This window comes from Brevibacillus sp. SKDU10, assembly GCF_001645205.1.
Classification (GTDB): Bacteria; Bacillota; Bacilli; order Brevibacillales; family Brevibacillaceae; genus Brevibacillus_B; species Brevibacillus_B halotolerans.
In genome coordinates, this window is the sequence record NZ_LSSO01000134.1 from 59,169 (window position 1) to 80,058 (window position 20,890).

15 protein-coding genes and 13 tRNA genes are annotated in these 20,890 nt (G+C 43.8%); 2 read left to right on the forward strand and 26 right to left on the reverse strand.

Annotation, left to right across the window (positions count from 1 at the left end; all coding sequences use genetic code 11):
- Positions 1 to 12: 12 nt before the first annotated feature.
- The 5 genes from purF to purC are packed head-to-tail and all read right to left on the reverse strand — an operon-like array spanning position 13 to position 5,306.
- A complete protein-coding gene (gene purF / locus AYJ08_RS07665) occupies positions 13 to 1,437 on the reverse strand; it encodes an amidophosphoribosyltransferase (protein WP_064017228.1) in 1,425 nt (474 codons plus the stop codon).
- Complete coding sequence (gene purL / locus AYJ08_RS07670; protein ID WP_064017229.1) at positions 1,422 to 3,662, reverse strand: phosphoribosylformylglycinamidine synthase subunit PurL; 2,241 nt, start codon at positions 3,660 to 3,662, stop codon at positions 1,422 to 1,424. The genes purF and purL overlap by 16 nt, the downstream gene beginning before the upstream one ends.
- Positions 3,643 to 4,335, reverse strand: coding sequence for a phosphoribosylformylglycinamidine synthase subunit PurQ (gene purQ / locus AYJ08_RS07675; RefSeq protein WP_022584232.1), 693 nt, complete (start codon positions 4,333 to 4,335; stop codon positions 3,643 to 3,645). The genes purL and purQ overlap by 20 nt, the downstream gene beginning before the upstream one ends.
- 1 nt (position 4,336) lies before the next feature.
- Positions 4,337 to 4,594: a phosphoribosylformylglycinamidine synthase subunit PurS gene (purS, locus tag AYJ08_RS07680; RefSeq protein ID WP_003335700.1), complete on the reverse strand. Its 258-nt coding sequence runs from the start codon at positions 4,592 to 4,594 to the stop codon at positions 4,337 to 4,339.
- Positions 4,587 to 5,306: a phosphoribosylaminoimidazolesuccinocarboxamide synthase gene (purC, locus tag AYJ08_RS07685; protein ID WP_064017230.1), complete on the reverse strand. Its 720-nt coding sequence runs from the start codon at positions 5,304 to 5,306 to the stop codon at positions 4,587 to 4,589. The genes purS and purC overlap by 8 nt, the downstream gene beginning before the upstream one ends.
- A 253-nt stretch (positions 5,307 to 5,559) precedes the next feature.
- On the opposite strand from purC, the gene AYJ08_RS07690 reads away from it, so the two are divergent.
- Positions 5,560 to 6,756, forward strand: coding sequence for an iron-containing alcohol dehydrogenase (locus tag AYJ08_RS07690; RefSeq protein WP_064017231.1), 1,197 nt, complete (start codon positions 5,560 to 5,562; stop codon positions 6,754 to 6,756).
- 61 nt (positions 6,757 to 6,817) lie between these two features.
- On the forward strand, positions 6,818 to 7,930 hold the full coding sequence (locus AYJ08_RS07695) for an aminopeptidase (RefSeq protein ID WP_003335703.1): 1,113 nt from the start codon (positions 6,818 to 6,820) through the stop codon (positions 7,928 to 7,930).
- A gap of 120 nt (positions 7,931 to 8,050) precedes the next feature.
- Here the strand turns inward: AYJ08_RS07695 and purB are convergent, their stop codons facing one another.
- The 21 genes from purB to AYJ08_RS07800 all read right to left on the reverse strand — a co-directional run bounded on the left by purB (position 8,051) and on the right by AYJ08_RS07800 (position 20,860).
- Positions 8,051 to 9,358, reverse strand: coding sequence for an adenylosuccinate lyase (gene purB, locus AYJ08_RS07700; RefSeq protein WP_064017232.1), 1,308 nt, complete (start codon positions 9,356 to 9,358; stop codon positions 8,051 to 8,053).
- A 16-nt stretch (positions 9,359 to 9,374) separates the two neighbouring features.
- On the reverse strand, positions 9,375 to 10,511 hold the full coding sequence (gene purK, locus AYJ08_RS07705) for a 5-(carboxyamino)imidazole ribonucleotide synthase (protein WP_064017233.1): 1,137 nt from the start codon (positions 10,509 to 10,511) through the stop codon (positions 9,375 to 9,377).
- The gene (gene purE / locus AYJ08_RS07710) at positions 10,504 to 10,971 is read right to left on the reverse strand and encodes a 5-(carboxyamino)imidazole ribonucleotide mutase (RefSeq protein WP_231929052.1); all 468 of its coding nucleotides are present in this window, start codon (positions 10,969 to 10,971) and stop codon (positions 10,504 to 10,506) included. The genes purK and purE overlap by 8 nt, the downstream gene beginning before the upstream one ends.
- A gap of 309 nt (positions 10,972 to 11,280) precedes the next feature.
- The gene (locus AYJ08_RS07715; protein WP_064017235.1) at positions 11,281 to 12,651 is read right to left on the reverse strand and encodes an NCS2 family permease; all 1,371 of its coding nucleotides are present in this window, start codon (positions 12,649 to 12,651) and stop codon (positions 11,281 to 11,283) included.
- A 254-nt stretch (positions 12,652 to 12,905) separates the two neighbouring features.
- The gene (gene guaA / locus AYJ08_RS07720; protein ID WP_064017236.1) at positions 12,906 to 14,444 is read right to left on the reverse strand and encodes a glutamine-hydrolyzing GMP synthase; all 1,539 of its coding nucleotides are present in this window, start codon (positions 14,442 to 14,444) and stop codon (positions 12,906 to 12,908) included.
- Positions 14,445 to 14,732: 288 nt separating this feature from the next.
- Positions 14,733 to 16,976 (reverse strand): transglutaminase TgpA family protein, encoded by a 2,244-nt coding sequence (locus AYJ08_RS07725; RefSeq protein ID WP_064017237.1) that lies wholly within the window; start codon positions 16,974 to 16,976, stop codon positions 14,733 to 14,735.
- A 1-nt stretch (position 16,977) separates the two neighbouring features.
- A complete protein-coding gene (locus tag AYJ08_RS07730; RefSeq protein ID WP_064017238.1) occupies positions 16,978 to 18,186 on the reverse strand; it encodes a DUF58 domain-containing protein in 1,209 nt (402 codons plus the stop codon).
- Positions 18,187 to 18,201: 15 nt separating this feature from the next.
- Positions 18,202 to 19,155 (reverse strand): AAA family ATPase, encoded by a 954-nt coding sequence (locus AYJ08_RS07735; protein ID WP_064017239.1) that lies wholly within the window; start codon positions 19,153 to 19,155, stop codon positions 18,202 to 18,204.
- Between the two features lie 500 nt (positions 19,156 to 19,655).
- A tRNA-Leu gene (locus AYJ08_RS07740) sits at positions 19,656 to 19,738 on the reverse strand.
- Between the two features lie 9 nt (positions 19,739 to 19,747).
- Positions 19,748 to 19,823 (reverse strand) — tRNA-Lys (locus AYJ08_RS07745).
- A 4-nt stretch (positions 19,824 to 19,827) separates the two neighbouring features.
- Positions 19,828 to 19,902 (reverse strand) — tRNA-Gln (locus AYJ08_RS07750).
- Positions 19,903 to 19,908: 6 nt separating this feature from the next.
- Positions 19,909 to 19,984 (reverse strand) — tRNA-Thr (locus AYJ08_RS07755).
- An 11-nt stretch (positions 19,985 to 19,995) separates the two neighbouring features.
- Positions 19,996 to 20,071 (reverse strand) — tRNA-Phe (locus AYJ08_RS07760).
- A gap of 63 nt (positions 20,072 to 20,134) precedes the next feature.
- Positions 20,135 to 20,211: transfer RNA gene (locus AYJ08_RS07765), tRNA-Asp, on the reverse strand.
- A gap of 7 nt (positions 20,212 to 20,218) precedes the next feature.
- Positions 20,219 to 20,295: transfer RNA gene (locus AYJ08_RS07770), tRNA-Met, on the reverse strand.
- 17 nt (positions 20,296 to 20,312) lie between these two features.
- Positions 20,313 to 20,388: transfer RNA gene (locus tag AYJ08_RS07775), tRNA-Val, on the reverse strand.
- A gap of 7 nt (positions 20,389 to 20,395) precedes the next feature.
- Positions 20,396 to 20,472 (reverse strand) — tRNA-Glu (locus tag AYJ08_RS07780).
- 19 nt (positions 20,473 to 20,491) lie between these two features.
- Positions 20,492 to 20,576 (reverse strand) — tRNA-Leu (locus tag AYJ08_RS07785).
- Between the two features lie 16 nt (positions 20,577 to 20,592).
- Positions 20,593 to 20,669 (reverse strand) — tRNA-Met (locus AYJ08_RS07790).
- A 20-nt stretch (positions 20,670 to 20,689) separates the two neighbouring features.
- A tRNA-Ser gene (locus AYJ08_RS07795) sits at positions 20,690 to 20,780 on the reverse strand.
- A 5-nt stretch (positions 20,781 to 20,785) separates the two neighbouring features.
- A tRNA-Asn gene (locus AYJ08_RS07800) sits at positions 20,786 to 20,860 on the reverse strand.
- Positions 20,861 to 20,890: the final 30 nt, after the last annotated feature.

Below are 20,890 nucleotides of genomic sequence, written 5' to 3' on the forward strand. Positions count from 1 at the left end.
AATCGCTCCCTTTTAGCATTTCGTGATTGGTAAGGCTTCCTCGAAGTTAACCTCTGTCGGGTATCTACCTGTAAAGCATGCCAAACAATGCCCACGATCCGGTGCGTTATCGGTGTCTACACGCCCGATAGCATCTACCATGCCCCTTGGTGTCATAAAGAGTAAAGAATCCGCTCCAATGTACTGACGAATCTCTTCAACCGATTTATTCGAAGCGATCAGCTCATCAAAGGATGATGTATCAATGCCATAAAAACACGGATTTTTTACTGGTGGAGAACTGATTCGAACATGTACTTCGATAGCTCCCGCGTCTCTTAGCATCTGCACGATACGACTACTTGTCGTTCCTCGCACAATCGAATCATCTATCATGATCACTCGTTTACCTTCTACAACTTTACGAACCACCGAGAGCTTCATGTGCACTCCACGCTCACGCAGTTCTTGAGAAGGCTGAATAAAGGTGCGACCCACATAACGGTTTTTAATAAACCCGATCTCATAGGGAATGCCTGTCGCTTCAGCAAAACCAATCGCCGCTGAAGTGCTGGAGTCGGGTACCCCGATGACCACATCACCTTCTGCTGGGGCTTCATAAGCTAATTGCTTCCCAAGTCGTTTACGAGCCATGTGTACATTAATCCCATCAATGTCACTATCCGGTCGTGCAAAATAAATATATTCAAAAGTACATAATGTACGATTTATTTTCGGTGCAAATCGCTGTGATTGAATACCATGCTGATCGATAATTAATAACTCGCCTGGCTCAATCTCACGCCAATAGGAACCTCCTACGATGTCAAAAGCGCAGGTTTCGGAAGCAACTATAATCGCTTCTCCCAATGTTCCAAGCGACAATGGTCGTAAGCCATTTGGATCAAGCGCAACAATTAATTGATCCTCGTTCATGACCAACAGCGCATAGGCGCCTTTAATCTCCTGCAAGGCTTCCTTAACCGCGGAAGGTAAATCCTGCTTCGATGAACGGGCTATAAGATGCGCAATCACTTCTGTATCGCTGGTTGTTTGAAAAATAGAGCCTTTTTTCTCCAGTTCCTTGCGAATAACTCCTGCATTTACCAAATTTCCATTGTGAGCTACAGCCATGCTACCTTGTGCATAGTTAAAAAATAAAGGTTGGGCATTTTCAATCCTACTTGAGCCTTGTGTCGTATAACGTGTGTGTCCAATAGCTAAATGCCCATGAAACTTTGCTAATTCCCCTTGCCCAAATGCTTCACTTACTAATCCCATTCCGCGATGCTTATACCATTTTTCTCCGTCAGAGGAACAGATTCCGGCGCTCTCCTGACCTCGGTGTTGAAGAGCATGCAGCCCCAAATAAGTAAGCGGGGCTGCCTCCTTGTGATTGTATATTCCAAAAACACCGCACTCTTCATTTAATTTATCCCACATTATTGGATCAAACATGGTATCGCATCCTTCCATGCTGATTTTAGACGAGTAAGTGATGCATTCACGATTTCTTTGCCCTGATGAGTGATAACCAAATGATCTAATCCTGTTGTGCCAAGCACTTGGCAAGCCACTCCCTGCTCTGCTGCTAGTCGTTTCATCTGATTAACATTGTCCTGAGTCGTGCTCACTAGAATACGTGATTGTGACTCACTGAATAGCGCTAGATCAGCTCGCAAGTCGTCAGTTAGTTCAATCGTTGCTCCAATCTCTTTTCCGAAGCAGCTCTCAGCAATAGCGACAGCCAATCCGCCCTCTGCCAAATCGTGAGCCGATTGTATATACCCTGCTCGAATTGCAGACAGCACTACTTTTTGAACATTTGCTTCCTTTTCTAAATCAATTTGTGGAGGGCGACCGGAGATTTTGCCTGCCAGTAGCTTTTGATACTCAGAGCCACCTACTTCTGCGTGAGTTTGACCCAATAATAAAATGACGTCTCCCTCTTGTTTAAAATCCTGAGTTGTAATATGGTCCACGTCTGTAATGAGTCCAACCATTCCGACTACCGGTGTTGGGTAAATGGCCTCACCACTACGTTCGTTATAAAGGGAAACATTCCCACCGATGACAGGGGTGGACAAGGCATTGCAAGCAGCACTCATACCATCCACTGCTTTCTCGAATTGCCAGAAAACCTCTGGTTTTTCTGGATTTCCAAAGTTCAGGCAATCTGTGATAGCTAAGGGCTCAGCCCCGGAACAAACCACGTTTCGTGCCGATTCGGCAACCGCTATTGCTCCACCCACTTCTGGATCAAGGTAAACATATCGCCCGTTACAATCCGTACTCATAGCCAGAGCCTTTCGAGTTCCGCGAATCATGACCACCGCTGCGTCTGAGCCTGGCGTTACAGCAGTTGAGGCGCGAACAATGTGATCATATTGCTCATATACCCATGCTTTATTAGCAATTGTTGGCTGTGCTAGCAATTGGACTAGCGTTTGAGTTAGGTCAGCAGGCATTTCAAAGTCCGTGGAATCTATATTCGCATTCTGCTCGTAATAAGCAGGTACCTTTGATGGCTTATGATAGACAGGCGCATCCTCCGCTAGGCTATCTACTGGTACATTGGCGACAATTTCGCCATGATGAAGTAAGCGCAGCATGCCATCGTCCGTTACGCGTCCGATTTCTGCTGAGTAGAGACCCCATTTCTCAAAAATGGCTGTAACCTCTGACTCTCTTCCCTTTTCTACGACTACCAGCATACGTTCTTGCGATTCGGATAGCATCATTTCATAAGCGCTCATACCTTTTTCACGCTGAGGCACTAGATCTAAATTCATTTCAATTCCGTTCCCTGCTTTCGATGCCATTTCCGCGCTTGAAGAAGTAAGTCCCGCTGCTCCCATATCCTGAATGCCTGTCACTGCACCTGTCTCAATTAACTCCAGACAAGCCTCCAATAGCAATTTTTCCATAAACGGATCGCCAACCTGTACAGCAGGACGTTTTTTCTCTGATTCCTCACTCAGTTCCTCTGAAGCAAAAGTAGCACCATGAATGCCGTCCCGACCAGTGCTGGCTCCGACATATATTACTGGGTTACCAATTCCTTTAGCTACACCCTTTTGAATCTTGTCGTGATCAATTAACCCCACACACATGGCATTTACAAGCGGATTTCCCTCATAGGTAGGATCAAAGCTGATTTCCCCTCCCACGGTAGGTATTCCAATACAATTACCGTAACCAGCAATTCCAGCCACAACATTTTTAAATAAATAGTTGACCCGAGGTGTCTTTAATTCCCCAAAGCGCAGGGAGTTCAGTAACGCTACCGGACGAGCTCCCATCGAGAACACATCGCGGATAATACCACCGACACCAGTTGCTGCTCCCTGATAAGGTTCGATAGCTGAAGGATGATTATGGCTTTCGATCTTAAAAACTACAGCCTGATTATCACCGATATCAACAATTCCTGCTCCTTCACCCGGCCCTTGCAAAACACGGGGCCCTTTGGTTGGAAAACGACGAAGCACTGGTTTGGAGTTTTTATAAGAGCAATGCTCTGACCACATCACGCTGTATAGCCCGATTTCCGTCCAATTTGGCTGCCTGCCCAGCAAGCGAACAACGCTTTGATATTCTTCATCTGTTAAACCTAGTTCACGGTATAGATGTTCTTCTGCAATACGGCTTGCTGATGGTTCCTTATGCGTAAGTTGTGACACCGTTTTTCTCCCTCCAGGCATTCAGAATTGAGGTAAACATGGTACGACCGTCGGCTGATGTCATCCAGCTATGCACAGCACGCTCTGGATGCGGCATCATACCAAGCACATTTCCGCGTTCATTCGTAATCCCTGCGATATCATCCAAGGAGCCATTCGGATTTTCCCCATCGTAACGGAAGACAATCTGCCCGTTTTGTTGCATCCTTCTCAATGTTTCCTCTTCGCAGAAATAGTTGCCCTCTCCATGCGCAATCGGGATTTCAATTCGCTCTCCTTTGGCAAATCCATTGGTAAATGGAGTCTGATTATTTTCTACACGTAAGGTAGATAGTTTACAGCGATAAGTAAGCGATGTATTCCGTAACATAGCTCCCGGCAACAAACCTGTTTCTAATAGAATTTGAAAGCCGTTACAGACTCCCATAATGAATTTACCTTCCTGTGCCGCCCTTACCACTTGCTCCATCACTGGTGAGAAGCGGGCTACTGCACCACAGCGCAAATAGTCACCGTAGGAAAAGCCACCTGGTAAAAGAATGACATCGTAAGCTGATAAATCTGTTTCGGTGTGCCACACGTAGTCAACAGGCACCTGCATGCAATCTTCTACTGCGTTATACATGTCCACATCTGCATTCGAACCGGGAAATACGATAACAGCTACTCTCATCTTATCCCTCCACCAGTTCTACCAGCTCATAGCGGTATTCTTCAATGACAGTGTTAGCTAGTAGCTTTTCACACATCTCTTTCACCTGCTCCTCAGCAGCTTGTCGATCAATTGTATCTAGCGTCAATTCGATATATTTTCCGATGCGGGCATCCTTTACTTGTTGAAATCCTAAGGTATGAAGGGCTCCTTGTATCGCATGCCCTTGAGGGTCTAGTACGCTTTCACGCAAGGTAACATAGATAACAGCTTTACACATGAACTTCTCCTCCTAATCGTTTCAGCATTTCTTGATACGCCTCTTCCACGTTCCCTAAGTTGCGGCGAAAACGATCCTTGTCCAGCTTCTCCAACGTCTCTGCATCCCAGAAGCGACAAGTATCCGGTGAAATTTCATCCGCTAACAATACCTCTCCACCTGAGGTTCGACCGAATTCTAATTTAAAATCAACAACAAGTACGCCTCTTGCCCCCATATATTCCTGTAAAAATTCATTTACTTGCAAAGCCGTTTCTTTTATTACCGCTAGTTCCTGTATTGTGGCAATTTTTAAAATGGCAATATGATCATTATTAATGAGCGGATCTCCTAGTTCATCATTTTTGTAATAAAACTCCACTACTGGTTCATCTAATTGTACGCCCTCAGCCCATCCCAAACGTTTAGCCAAGGACCCGGCAGCAATGTTACGCACAACTACTTCTAACGGGATAATGTCGACCTTTTTAACCAATTGCTCCGTTTCAGATAACAGGCGGATAAAATGATTGGCAATGCCTTTTTCAGTCAACGCCTTAAATAAAATCGCGCTAATCTGATTATTCCATCTGCCTTTATTTATTATTGTCCCTTTCTTTTCGCCATTAAAAGCAGTGGCGTCATCCTTGTAAACCACCCAATACACATCTGGATCTGAAGTAAGATAAACCTGCTTCGCTTTTCCTTCATATAGCTGCTCGCGCTTTTCCAAGAAAAATTCTCCTCCCGCTACAAGCTTTATGCGTGTTTTAGTCAACAAATCACTTTCAACTTGATTAAAACATAAACCAAACAGATAATCAACGAATATTATACAGGATATATTCGACAATTGTTCGTATTTTATACTTTGCACTTCTGCTTAGATTGCCAAAATGCCATTGTGGTACAATATAGACACGATTTATGTTCGGATTTTCTTTCGAACGCGAAACTGTTTTTTAATGAAAAGAGGCGATGGTACCATGTACCCTTTCCAGGTTCAATTTCCCACTCATATCTACTTCGGTGTTGGTGAGCTTGCACGTGTCGGCACAGAAGCGCGTGCATTAGGAACAAAAGCTTTGCTGGCGACAGGCGGACAATCTGCCAAATCAACAGGACTATTAGCAAAGGTAGAACAGCTCCTGCAAGAGGCAAACGTACCGTACCAATTATTTGATCAAGTAGAACCCAATCCACGCACCTCCACAGTAGACCGCGGAGGACAGCTTGCCCGCGAAACAAACTGCGATTTCGTCATCGCACTTGGTGGCGGATCTGTCATGGATGCGGCAAAAGCTATTGCTGCTGTAGCACTATCTGGCCGATCCAGCTATGAATACCTGCGTGGTAATCCCCAAAACACAGCGAAAGAACTGGTTCCCGTAACTGAAGCTCTACCTTTGATGACCATTCCTACTGTGGCAGCAACAGGCTCTGAAGCTAACAATATCACGGTACTAACTCACTGGGAGACCCATGAAAAAAGCTCCTTTTCAGGTCCAGCCCTATTCCCTAAAGTAGCTATCCTTGATCCATCTCTAACCTACACAGTCCCAGCTCGAGTTACAGCCGAGTCTTCTGCAGATATCTTTTCGCATTTATTTGAAGAGTATTTGGTTGGCCCTAATGACGCTCATGTACAAGATGGCGTCACAGAAGCATTGATTCGTTTGGTCGTTGAGTTTTCTACAGTTGCTATGGCTGAGCCTGATAACGAAGAAGCTCGCTCCACCTTATTGTGGGCAAGCACACTGGGCATTTCTCCATTTGCCCGAGCAGGTCGAAATGCAGGGTATCCACTACACAAGATCGAACATCCTTTAAGCGGACATTTCGATATGTCGCATGGACGTGGACTTGCTATCCTATCTCTGCCATATTTCGAACAGTTTGTAGCAATAGATCGTCCTGAAAGACTCGCACGTTTAGGACGCGAATGCTTCCGGGTAAAGGCTGAATCTGATCAGGACGCAGCACAGGCTGCCATTCAGGCGATTGCTCATTGGTATCAGCAGATGGGGATTACTCAACGCCTGTCCGACTTTGGTATTTCACACGACGATTTGCCAGTGCTGGCCCGAGAAGCAATTCGCACTGGTGGAGGAGTTGACCACATTCCAAGTACAAGAGCGTTATCAACCGATGACGTCCTTCGCATCTATGAAGCTAGCTTCTAGGAAGGGATCATCTTTGATGATATATTCATGTTGTACATATTACAAAAAGAGGTGTTAAAGCATGGATTCACGCATCAATGAACTTGCAAGCCGATTAATACGTTACTCTCTGAATTTACAAAAAGGGGAAAAGGTGCTAATCGAAAATATTGGACTCCAACCAGCATTGGTTAAAGCGCTGGTACGTGAAGCTTTTGCAGTAGGAGCCCTTCCAGTAGTTACCGTAAAGGATCAGGAAATTATGCGTTCCTTGATTATGGGCTCAAGCGAAGAGCATATGGCTCTTTTTGCCAAGCATGAATTAGCGCGCATGGAAGATATGGATGCGTATATCGGGGTACGTGCCTTTGAAAATGTAAATGAGTACTCTGATATTCCAGAAGAGAAAATGGGACTTTATTCTCGAATTTATTACAGCACCGTTCATTTGAAGGAACGCGTTCCAAATAAACGCTGGGTCGTACTTCGTTATCCAAACAAAGCCATGGCCCAAGCCGCTAACATGAGCTTGGAAGGCTTTGAAGATTTTTACTTCTCTGTATGCAATCTAGATTATGCGAAAATGTCCAAAGCAATGGACCCCTTAGTGGAATTAATGAACAAAACAGACCGTGTACGTATTGTAGGCCCAGACACTGATCTACGATTCTCTATTAAAGGAATACCAACTATCAAATGCGATGGCAAAGCAAATATTCCAGATGGCGAATGCTATACCTCTCCTGTGCGTAATTCCGTAGAAGGTACTGTCTATTACAATGCAAAAACCAATTATCATAGTACGACCTTTACAGACGTGAAGCTTACGTTTAAAGAAGGCAAAATCGTAGAAGCTACCAGCAGTAATACAGCATTGCTAAATACAATTTTAGATACAGATGAAGGTGCCCGCTACATTGGGGAGTTTGCAATCGGATTTAACCCGCACATCCTACAGCCAATGGGCGACATCTTATTCGATGAAAAGATCGCGGGAAGCTTCCACTTTACACCTGGTAATGCCTACGATATTGCTGACAACGGTAACCGCTCCTCTATCCACTGGGATTTGGTACAAATCCAACGCCCTGAGTATGGTGGGGGAGAAATCTGGTTTGATGACGTGTTAATTCGTAAGGATGGCATCTTCGTCTTGCCTGAACTACAAGGCTTGAATCCTGAGAATTTAGTGTAAAAGGAATCGATGTAAAGGACTCATCTTCCTAAAAAAGAGAAAAGGAAATAGGCTTTTCATGAACTCGAAATGAGCTTCTGAAAAGCCTACTTTTGCTGTTATTGATCTTACAAAGAACGATTACTTACTCTCAATCAATCCCAAACGGGCAAAAATAGTGTCCACATGCTTCAAATGATAACGATAGTCAAAGCATGCCTCCAGCTCTTCTGCGGTCAGCATTTCCTTCACCGTTTCATCCTCACTGATAATTTCTTTAAACGAACGCTGCTCCTCCCAAGCTTGCATCGCACGTGGTTGTACAGTGTCGTAAGCTTTTTCGCGGCTCAAGCCCTTATCAATTAATTTAAGCAATACCTGCTGTGAATAAATTAATCCAAATGTACGATCCATGTTGCGTTTCATATTTTCAGGGAACACCGTTAGGTTCTTCACGATGTTCATAAAGCGACGTAGCATATAGTTAAGCAATTGTGTTGCATCTGGTAAAATAACACGTTCAACAGAAGAATGAGAAATATCACGCTCATGCCATAGCGGCACATTCTCATAAGCAGACAGCATATGGCCGCGGATAACGCGAGAAAGTCCAGAGATGTTCTCAGAGCCTATTGGGTTTCGCTTATGTGGCATTGCTGAAGAACCCTTTTGTCCTTTTGCAAACGCTTCTTCCACTTCACGAATCTCACTCTTTTGCAAGCCTCTGATTTCTGTAGCAAATTTATCTAAAGAAGTAGCGATCAATGCGAGCGTAGCCATATACTCTGCATGACGATCACGCTGCAGGGTTTGGGTTGAGATAGAAGCTGCTGTCAGACCAAGCTTCTTACATACATGCTGCTCTACATATGGATCAATGTTCGCATACGTGCCAACTGCCCCTGACATTTTGCCCGCTTCCACTTCTACACGTGCAGAACGGAATCTTGCCAAATTACGCTTCATTTCTTCATACCATAGTGCTATTTTTAGCCCAAAGGTAGTTGGCTCGGCATGAACTCCATGTGTACGCCCCATCATAACTGTATCTTTGTGTTCAATCGCTTTCTGTTTTAAAATTTCCAGAAAGTCCACAATATCCTTTTCAATAATTTCGTTAGCTTGGCGAATCAGATAACCAAGCGCCGTATCTACTACATCGGTAGAGGTTAGGCCATAGTGAACCCATTTTTTTTCATCGCCCTCCATCGTTTCCGAAACAGCACGAGTAAAGGCTACGACGTCATGGCGTGTCTCTTGTTCGATTTCATAAATACGGTTTACATCAAAACTAGCGTTCTTCCAGAGCTTTTCAACGTCCTCTTTTGGAATAATCCCTAACTCCGCCCATGCTTCACACGCCAAAATCTCTACTTCCAGCCATGCCTTATACTTATTTTCTTCTGTCCAGATAGCGCGCATTTCTGGTCTTGAATAGCGTTCAATCATTTGTTCATTCCTCCGTTTATGACCATATTCCAAGTTTTTCAGCCTGTTGCAGTGCTACATCTACCGATTCGGCTACAAGATTTATATGACCCATTTTTCGCTTTTCTTTGGCCTCTTGTTTTCCGTACAAATGCAATTTTGCTTTCTTGGGCAGTTGATCTATTTTTTTGAGTAAAGGTGCTACATGCTCACCTAAAATATTAACCATAACGACCGGACTAAGCAACTTCGTGGAGCCAAGTGGCAAGTTACTGATAGCTCGAATATGCTGCTCAAATTGCGAGGTCAAACAGGCGTCCATTGTATAATGACCTGAATTGTGGGGACGCGGAGCCATCTCGTTTATATAAAGCTCCCCCTCCTTTGTAAGAAACATCTCGACTGCAAGCAACCCAACCATCTCCAGCTTTTCTGCCAACTCTATGGCTATTTGCTCAGCCTGCTGTTGAATTTTTATATCAATCCGAGCGGGGACTATACTCTGATGCAAAATGTTATCTCGGTGAATATTTTCGGCTGTAGGAAAGACTGCTACTTCCCCTGATGAATTACGAGCTACGATTACAGATAGCTCCTTCATAAAAGGGACAAATTTTTCAACGATCAGTTCTGTGTTAGCTTTTGCAAGGCACGAAAAAGCTTCTTCTATTTCTTCCAAAGAGCGTAATACCCACTGCCCCTTACCGTCATAGCCTCCTGTAGCTGTCTTCATAACAGCAGGCAAGCCCAGCTCTGCAACAGCCTCTCTCACGTCCTCTGCTGAAGCGACGATTCGAAAAGGCGCTACAGGCAAACCATAGGCTTGAATCGTAGTCTTCTCCTTAACGCGGTGTTGTGTAATGCCCAATAGCTTACTTCCCTGCGGCACAAAAGCTTCCTCTTCTAAAATGGCTGCAACACCAGCATCCACGTTCTCAAATTCATAGGTAATCACATCACTGAGCTGGGCTAATTTTCGCGCCGCTAGCTGATCATCATATCCTGCGACGATTTGCTGATCGCTTACCTGACCACATGGTGAATCCTCTGTAGGATCTAGCACTACAAACCGATACCCCATTGCTCTGCCAGCGAGTGTAATCATTCTTCCTAGCTGTCCTCCGCCTAATAAGCCAATGGTGCTGCCCGGTTTGATTTGCTTCTGTTTATTCATGAGGCAACTCGCTCGCTTCCATCACCTTTTTTTGGATAGCTTCTCTTCGTTCGGTTAAACGTCGACTTATCTCCTCGTCATTCATCCCGATCATTTGAGCTGCTAACAAACCAGCATTTATAGCCCCAGCCTTACCAATCGCTACGGTAGCAACCGGAACGCCACCCGGCATTTGCACGATCGACAATAAAGAATCTAATCCGTTTAAAGCGGCTGATTTCACTGGTACACCGATGACAGGAAGAATGGTCTTTGCCGCTACCATTCCCGGAAGATGAGCAGCTCCACCGGCTCCAGCAATAATTACCTTCAGACCTCTTTCTTTAGCAGTCTCTGCATACGTAAACATAAGATCAGGCGTACGATGAGCAGAAACTACCTGCTTTTCATAGGGAATCTGCATCTCCTCTAGTATGTGGCAAGCTTCCTTCATTGTTTCCCAATCAGAAACACTTCCCATAATGACTCCAACAATCGGTGTAACCACGCCGCTTCCCCCTTGACCTTCCATTTTTCATTTTACGTATTTAAGATCATTTCACGTTCAGTTTAACAAAAAAAATTATAAAACGTCAACAAAACACGAACATTTTAGTTTTATATCGAAATTTCATTCTCATTTATTCAATTCCTTATCCCAAAAAGAAAAAGCCTTCCGATCTGACTCAAATGAAGACAGTTCAAGAAGACTTTTTCATGGTGATAATCTAGTGATATTCCAAAATCAAATATTGTAAATATCAAAGCTAGTAGCTTTTGATAAAACAACCTATTCACGGAACCAAATAAAGTAAACCAGGAAGATGACAAATAGTACATACATCGCCGGGTGGACTTCACGTGCTTGGCCTTTACATGCTTTCGTCACTGGATAGAAAATGAATCCACAAGCAATACCTGCTGCGATACTAGAAGATAAAGGCATCATCAGCATGGTAAGGAAGGCCGGTAATGCTTCTTCTAGCTTATCCCACTCAATATTGCGTAGGCTACTAGCCATCAGCACACCTACAATAATCAGGGCAGGTGCTGTAACAGCAGGGGTAATAACAGACAGCAATGGAAAGAAGAACAGAGACAGCAGGAACATAAATCCGATGACTACTGCCGTAAAGCCAGTTCTACCTCCTGCGGCAACACCAGCTGTAGATTCAATATAGCTTGTTGTTGTAGAGGTCCCTAACAGCGCGCCTGCCATTCCAGCAACAGCATCAGAAGCAAGTGCCGACCCAGGACGCTCCAGCTTTCCATCCTTCAAAAGCCCTGCCTGATTGCAAACGCCTAGCAACGTACCAGTTGTATCAAAGAAATCAACGAATAAAAATGTGAACACAACAATGAACATGCCTTGAGAAAAAATAACACTCGGATCTAATAAATATGGTAAGGCAACACCAAGTGTCGGAGCTAAGCTAGGAGGAGCCGATACGACTTGGGAAGGAAGCTCTACCACTCCAAAAACCATGCCGGCAATCGCTGTGATCAACATTCCAAGGAATACTCCGGCGTGAATACGTCTTGCTAATAAAACCCCCGTAACCAGTAGTCCAAAGACTGCTAGCAGCGCATTTTTCACTGCTAGAATTTGAGTAGCATCCATTCCTTCTTTAAAGCTCAAATGTCCCATTGTGACTAAGGTAGCTGGTGAATCTATAATAATACCTGCATTTTTTAGCCCCATAAAAGCAATAAACAAGCCAATACCTGCTGTTGTAGCATTCTTGAGGTTCTGCGGAATGGCATCAATAATTTGCGAACGAATGCCTGTTAAGGACAGGATGAGAAACAAAGTACAAGAAACAAAAACACCAGCCAAGGCTTGTTGCCAAGGAATTTGCATAGTTAGAACTGCTGTAAAAGCAAAGAACGCATTTAAACCCATACCCGGTGCTTGACCGATCGGCAATTTACCGACAATCCCCATAATAAGTGTACCAATAGCCGCAGCAAGTGCTGTAGCAGTAAACACCGCATCATGCGGAGGGAATTTTGCTTGTAGCTCCGGCGGCAAACCTGCCCCGCTTAAAATGTTTGGATTTACGGCTAAAATATATGCCATTGCCAAAAAGGTTGTTAAACCAGCAATTATCTCTCGACGATATGTGGTGCCATGTCGATCAAACTCAAAATACTTACGCACCCTTTGTCCCTCCTAATAGTAACCTCTTTAAGTCATATTGCTAAAAAGACAGGTTTCGTTCGAATAATGACGCATAACATTCGGCAATAAATAAAAAACGTGCGATAATTCCTGCTAAACAAGTCGTTATAAGTCGAAAATCCGAACAAAAACTCGAACTTCTGTCTTACAACGAAAGTTTAACAAGAACATCGCACGCTGTCAACATAAAACACGAACGTTCATGTTAATTTAATATGAATTATACGTATTTACTATTCCCACTCGATAGTTGCAGGTGGTTTAGATGTAACATCGTACACAATACGGTTTACGTTGTCCACTTCGTTAACAATACGTACAGAAATTTTCTCTAGTATATCCCATGGAATGCGAGCCCAGTCTGCTGTCATACCATCAATAGATGTTACCGCACGAATCCCTACTGTATAAGAGTACGTACGTGCATCACCCATTACCCCTACACTCTTCATGTCAGGCAATGCAGTGAAGTATTGCCAAATCTCACGGTCCAAACCAGCTTTTTGAATTTCTTCACGCAGGATGGCATCAGATTCACGAACAATTTCTAATTTCTCTTCAGTAATTTCGCCTAAAACACGAATACCTAGTCCAGGACCTGGGAAAGGCTGTCTCCATACGATTGCATCAGGAAGGCCTAGCTCTGAACCTAATTTACGTACTTCATCCTTGAATAGCGTGTCCAAAGGCTCGATTAGCTTAAACTTCATGTCCTCTGGCAAGCCGCCTACATTGTGGTGAGATTTAATCGTTTGAGCAGTAGCTGTCCCACTCTCAACAATGTCCGTGTACAATGTACCCTGAGCTAGGAAGTCCATATCCGTAAGCTTAGCTGCCTCTTCATCAAATACATAGATGAATTCGTTACCGATGATCTTACGTTTTTGCTCTGGGTCAGTTACACCTTTTAATTTGGTTAAGAAGCGTTCGCGAGCATCAATTTTGATTACTTTCATATCAAATTTGCCTACAAACGTATCCATTACGCTTTCCGCTTCACCTTTACGCAACAATCCATGATCAACAAACATGCAAGTTAGCTGATCACCGATCGCACGATGAATAAGAGCCGCAACTACAGAAGAATCTACTCCGCCGCTCAAAGCACACAATACGTTTTTATTTCCAACGGTTTCGCGAATATCTTTGATTTTGTCTTCAATAAATGTCGTCATGCTCCAGTCGCCCGTACACTTACAAATATTGAATAGGAAGTTGCTTACAAATTCATGTCCTTTTACGGTATGGCGAACTTCTGGGTGGAATTGTACACCATATAGGTTACGCTCTGGATGACTGATAGCAGCAATCGGGCAAGAGTCGCTCACTGCGTCGATAACGAAGCCTTCTGGCAATTCTACTACTTTATCTGTGTGGCTCATCCATACAACCTCAGAAGGTTCCCAGTTGCTGTATAGACCATGTTTGTTTTCAAGACGTATTTCTGCTTTTCCGTATTCACGTTTACCGGCACGTTCTACTTTGCCCTTCAATGTTTGGGACATTAATTGCATTCCATAGCAAATACCCAAGATAGGTACACCTAAGTCAAAAATTGCTGGATCAATTTGTGGTGCTCCTTCTTCGTATACACTAGCCGGTCCTCCAGAGAAAATAATCCCTTTTGGGCTAAGCTCCTTAATTTTTTCCACTGGTGTATTGAAAGGCAACAACTCACTGTATACGCCTAAATCACGTACACGTCTTGCGATCAATTGGTTATATTGCCCCCCAAAGTCTATTACTACCACTAATTCCAACGGCTTTTCCACGGAAAGATCCTCCCTTAACCTTGTATACTTGTGCACTCAGTAGACATGTCCAAAACGTTCTTGAAGATATTATCTCCCTTTCTCTTTTTTGGTATGAAGAAAAAAATTTCTCCCGTTCCATCAAAAAGACAGGCCACCCACCCGTAGATGAAATCGTCTGACATCTTCTAAGGGCAAATGTCCCTGTCTTTAACGTTGTCATTCAAAAAAGAGGCAGTGCCGTTTCTCCTGCTTACTGCTACCAAAGTATCATATTGTCAAAAATTCTAGCAGATGATGGGGAAATGATCAAGGTTTCATTTGGCGCAATAAACGTTCAATGGTCTGCTGCCACAACGATCTCGTTTTCCCTTCCATTTCCTTCAAGCCATACAACATTTTTTCATAAATGGTTGTTAAATAAAGTAAATCCTGACGCTCATCTCCACTAATTTGGAGACGATTCACATACTCGCGCAGCGTTTCACCTGAATAACGCGGGGAAACCATTTTTTCAAATATCGTTAACACTAACGTAAATCTACGTGGAAAATCATCCTGAGCGTATTGTGTCATTTTCCGCTGCAGCCACCATAAATACATCTCCTGACGTTTTTTCCACAGAATCCATACACCGACTGCTACCAAAATACCAATTCCCCATAGCCAGCCCCATGAGAATCCGGTACTTGTTTTCACTACAGGCTTGTCTGCTTCTTCCATTCGATCTAATTGTTTAGGCTTATTCGCTTCTTTTTCCTCTGTAGAAGCAGGAGTATTGATCCCATTGGATTCATTAGCAAGGCGGTCATAATTTACTTGCAGTGGAGATGTAAAAGAAGCTGTTGCCTCAAACGGTATCCAGCCGCTGCCTGGGAAGTAAACCTCAACCCAGGAGTGTGCATCTCTATTTCTCACTTCAATCGTCATATTATTGTTCGCATCACGACTAATCTCCTGACCGGGAGCAAACCCTTTTACCCAACGTGCAGGTATATCAATAGAGCGAAGCATGACCACCATCGAAGTTGAAAAATGATCGCAGTAGCCTCTCATGGTTTCAAATAGAAATTGATCTACAAAGTCTTGTCCTTCCTTAGGCATTGGTACATCTTTCGTTTCATAGCGATATCTGCCTGGAGAGCGCAAATAATTCTCTATTGCTCTCGCTTTGTCGTACGGATTGTTTGATGCTTCCGTAATTTTTTCAGCTAGCTGCTTGATCCGATCTGGAAGACTGTTAGGCAATTGCAGGTAACGTTCTTCTATATCTTTCGGATAATTGGTCCCCGCCGCAATGATTTTCTTTTCACTAATCACTGGAATCTCGGCTTGCAGCTGATAATGGTCCATATACTGCTGAACAGGTGTAGGGATCAAAGTGCTATCGTCTCTTTCAACAAACAGGCGACTATTTGAATCCTTTTGCATAGCTCCATTAAAGGTAAGAATCCCCTGAGAAATCGTATCATAGGTTAATGCTGTATTTTCTGGGTTTAACTCTTCAATGCCTTTAAGCTGTCCTGGATAAAAAATGGCCGGTAGCTGTTCTCCCTCCGCCTGCACAACAGCCATGACCTTTTTGGTTTCCAATCCGGAAAAAAGCGTGTCATTCCAAATATAGTTTTTAGGATGTACAATGGACTCCAATTGTTTATCGCTTTTTATCCAGCCTTTGCCGGTATATACATCCTTAGCATCCCCGCGCAAGTAATATTTATCATTTGTGGTAATTGTAAATACCTTAGTATCATCCTGCTGAAAGGGACCTCCCAGCGTCTTATCATTGGTGTCATATCCCACTCTGCGGATCACTTCGCTCTGACCAGTTGCAGATTTTCCTTGCAGAAAACCGATCGGGTCAGGCCAATTAGGCTCTGCCTTTGGGGACGCGTATCCTACACCTATTGCTAATGAAACGATCATTAATGGAACTACAAGCGTTTTCCAGATTGCAGATTGCGTTCCTCGATAGATAAATCCCTTCTGAATAGCTGATAAATGCAGGGTCGTAATTAGCATAAAGCCAATCAGCAACGTCCGCATAATCGCCCCACTACCATTAAAAGGCATGAAGGTATCTAATACAGCAAGGTACGAAATGGTGATAAATACAAACCATAAGCCTTGTCTTTGCTCTAGCACTAAGTAATTAAGCAGGGACACCAATACTAAAATCATGCCCGAAAACAGCAGATTTCTTGAAATGATACTCATATTTGCCCACTCTTGATTAACTATCTTGGTAAAGTCTTCACTTACTGCTTGCAATGTTTGCAAAATCCACTCCGGATTAAAAAATGAAATTTCCACAAAAGCGGCATGGAAGATGACAAGAGCGCCGATGATTTTAATCAATAAACCCAGCCAGTGACTCCGGAAGGTTATATCTACTAAAATGATTCCTGCAACCAGATAGAGAAAGCTACTGATGCTCCCTGTATCTGAAAGGGAGGGTAGCGGTAACAGCCATTCACGTAACAATAAAAACAAAAATAAGGCAGATAGCCATTCTAGCGCTTTTTTTTGCTTTAAAAAGGATGCTCCTAACATCTTAGGCACCCCCTATCTGTTTTAGCTCTTCATATGCATCCACATGAACTGGTGTACACATTACTTTCACAGATCTTAATCGCTTTAATGCTTCGTTTTCCTCCACAGTTGGAATCACATGATCGTGTACCCAGAACAATTGAATGTTACGTCCAGACCTAGCTAAATTGCCCACTTGCAGCACGAGGTCTTTTGTCAATGCAGAGGTAATCATCACTAGAGTATATCCTTTGGGAAATTCCATTGCTTCCCTCCCGATCACTCTCGCAAAAGAATCTTCGCCATCCGAATGAACCCTGGCTAGCTGATCAAATACCCGAAAAAAATGCTGCTGTGAAATAGCTGACGGTATAACAATTCGCTCTTTTCCGCGTGCTACAAAACCATACGAATGCATATTAATGCTTGAATAGTAAATGAGACTGGCGGTCAGCTTTACACTGGTTTCAAAAATATGATGATGAATTTGAGTTGATGCAGGCTCCTGTACGTCCAGAAAGAAAATTAACTGATTCATAGCCTGATGTTCAAATTCCTTCGTTTTAAGCCCGTGGCCCCTAGCAGATGCCCTCCAATGAATCTGGCTTAACCGATCCCCTCTCTGGTACTCTCGGACGCCTCTGACAGCCGCTACATCATCTGAACGCAGGTGTGCTACATGTATATTGCCACTAATACGCCCGTCTCCTGCGGACCAATGGCTAATTTGCTTATAGCTAGGATAAACCAAAAAATCATTAAAAAGCTCTATTTTCTTCTGGCGATGTAAAAAACCAAAAAAGTCGCCACCGACCAGAATGCATTCTTTCATTTGGTAATGTCCACGCGGGATTGCTGGAATTAAATAATGAATGACCTGTTCTCTTTTGAATCCCGGAAAAATTACTTGTTGATGCGGTTCAAAGTAACCCGATAATTTATCAGGAAGAGGTTCGACAATCAAGTTCCAGCCAAGCGGAAACCAAAATCGTCTGCGGAAGGTTAGTGTAACCATAACATCATCGCCTTCCTTTAGTCTTTGGCGATTCACCTCTCGCGTAACCTCCAAGGTTGCAAACATCAACAAGTATGTTAATCCTTCATAAATTCCAAGTATACAAGCGCTGTAAAATAAAAACCAACTGACAAAACCACCTTGGAATTGTGCATATACATAACAAATCAGCACTAATAGCGCCAATAAGGCTTTGTTGTACTTTCTCTGTTTCATTTAGACACCGTCCTCTCAATGTACAGGGACTCGTGTCTCCTGTAACAACCGGCTGATGAAGCGCTCCGGTGTTTCCCCGTCCATTCGTGCCTCTGGCTTCAAAATTAGGCGATGTCTAAAGATAGGAGGTACTAGCTCCTTTACATCGTCTGGGATAACGTAATCACGTCCTTGGATAAAAGCATAAGCTTGGGCAGCCCGGCATAGAGCCAATGTTCCACGAGGGCTAATTCCTAAGTAGACGTTTGGATTGCTCCTTGTTTTCTGAGAAAGCCTTACCATATACTCTTTCACTGAGTCTGTTACTTTGATTTGAGTAATCATCGCTTGTAATTGAACGATTTCTTGTACACTAATAACAGCCTTCAAGCTCTCTATAGGATGAACAGCTCCCATACGAGTTAGAATGGCCATTTCTTCTTTTTCTGTTGGATACCCAAGCTGCAGTTGCAACAAAAAACGATCTAGCTGTGCTTCTGGAAGCGGAAATGTTCCTTCGTACTCAAGAGGGTTCTGTGTCGCCATAACAAAAAATGGCTGATTTAACTCATAGGTATTGCCATCAATCGTGACAGAGTGCTCCTCCATCGCCTCTAATAGGGCAGATTGCGTTTTTGGTGAGGTGCGGTTAATTTCATCAGCAAGCACCACATTTGCAAACAGAGGCCCTTTACGGAATTCAAACTCCATTGTTTTTTGATTGTAAATGGATACGCCCGTTACATCAGTAGGAAGGAGATCTGGAGTAAATTGAATCCGTTTAAATTCTCCACCAATCGATTTAGCTAACGCACGTACAAACATTGTTTTTCCTACACCAGGTACATCCTCTAGTAAAACATGACCTTTTGCCAATAAAGCAACCAAGCCAAGTTCTATCATTTTTCTTTTACCGATAAGGACTTTTTCAATATTCAGTATTAGATCTTCTATAGAGTGATGGGGACGATCCATCTGGATCATACTCATATTTACAACCCCTTTTTGATTACATTGTCATATTTCGATTTATTATTTGGATGTTTCATGTAATGATTGTTTTCCTTCTACCAACTTACTGGAAGATATATGGAAGAACAAGTGTTAAGTTTTAGTAAATACTCTTTGAATTATAAACTTCATTAGATTCTATTGCATAAAACATTCGGCTTTTACCTTGTCATTTCCTGCGCCGTGTATCATCTTCAGTTAGCCAAAGAAATCTATTACAATAGAGTAGCTTTAGCCACGCCTTCTATTATAGAAAAACAAAGCTGTGTAGTTCCATTGTTAATGGATCACTATTAACGTAACGTGCACCTTATAGTAGAAAAAAGCTTCATCAACAATGCTGACGAAGCTTTTATGGTTTGTAGTAATTGATTGTTATAGGTAGCTCTTTATATGACGTTTTTTAAATGGTTTACGTGACAATAAATGATATAAACAAAAAAAGCCTGCAATATTTGCGGCTTTCTACTTTAAATGTGTGGTGCGGGTGGAGGGACTTGAACCCCCACGGTCGCCCGCCAGAACCTAAATCTGGTGCGTCTGCCAATTCCGCCACACCCGCATATGAAACTGGTGAGCCATGAAGGACTCGAACCTTCGACCCTCTGATTAAAAGTCAGATGCTCTACCAACTGAGCTAATGGCTCATAATGGCTGGGGTACCAGGATTTGAACCTGGGAATGACGGAGTCAAAGTCCGTTGCCTTACCGCTTGGCTATACCCCACCAAAATGGTGCCGGCGATAGGACTTGAACCCACAACCCCCTGATTACAAGTCAGGTGCTCTACCAATTGAGCTACACCGGCATTATTTACAATGGTGGCTCGGGACGGAATCGAACCGCCGACACGAGGATTTTCAGTCCTCTGCTCTACCGACTGAGCTACCGAGCCTTATTATTTCTATAATAATAATTCCTATACACAATAGAAATCTTATTCCACCAATTGAATAAATGGCGGAGCTGACGGGACTCGAACCCGCGACCTCCGGTGTGACAGACCGGCGTGAACTCCAACTTCACCACAGCTCCAAGATTTTGGTTGCGGGGACAGGATTTGAACCTGCGACCTTCGGGTTATGAGCCCGACGAGCTACCGAGCTGCTCCACCCCGCGATAATATGAAGAATAAATGGTGGAGGATGACGGGATCGAACCGCCGACCCTCTGCTTGTAAGGCAGATGCTCTCCCAGCTGAGCTAATCCTCCAGATAAATGGTGACCCGTAGGGGATTCGAACCCCTGTATGACAGCGTGAAAGGCTGCTGTGTTAAACCGCTTCACCAACGGGCCAAGATAATTTTTCTCTTAATGGTGCGGTCGGCGAGACTCGAACTCGCACGGGTCGCCCCGCCACCCCCTCAAGATGGTGTGTCTGCCAATTCCACCACGACCGCAGGAGTTATAAAGAACTGGTAGCGGCGGAGGGGGTCGAACCCCCGACCTTTCGGGTATGAACCGAACGCTCTAGCCAGCTGAGCTACACCGCCACGATCTAGAGAAAACAATATGGCGGAGAGTGAGGGATTCGAACCCTCGCTACGCTTACGCATACTAACGGTTTAGCAAACCGTCCCCTTCGGCCTCTTGGGTAACTCTCCTTATATGGCTCCTCAGGACGGACTCGAACCGCCAGCCTACCGGTTAACAGCCGGTTGCTCCACCATTGAGCTACTGAGGAACAATGTGAAAGAATTGTTCTTTCAAAACT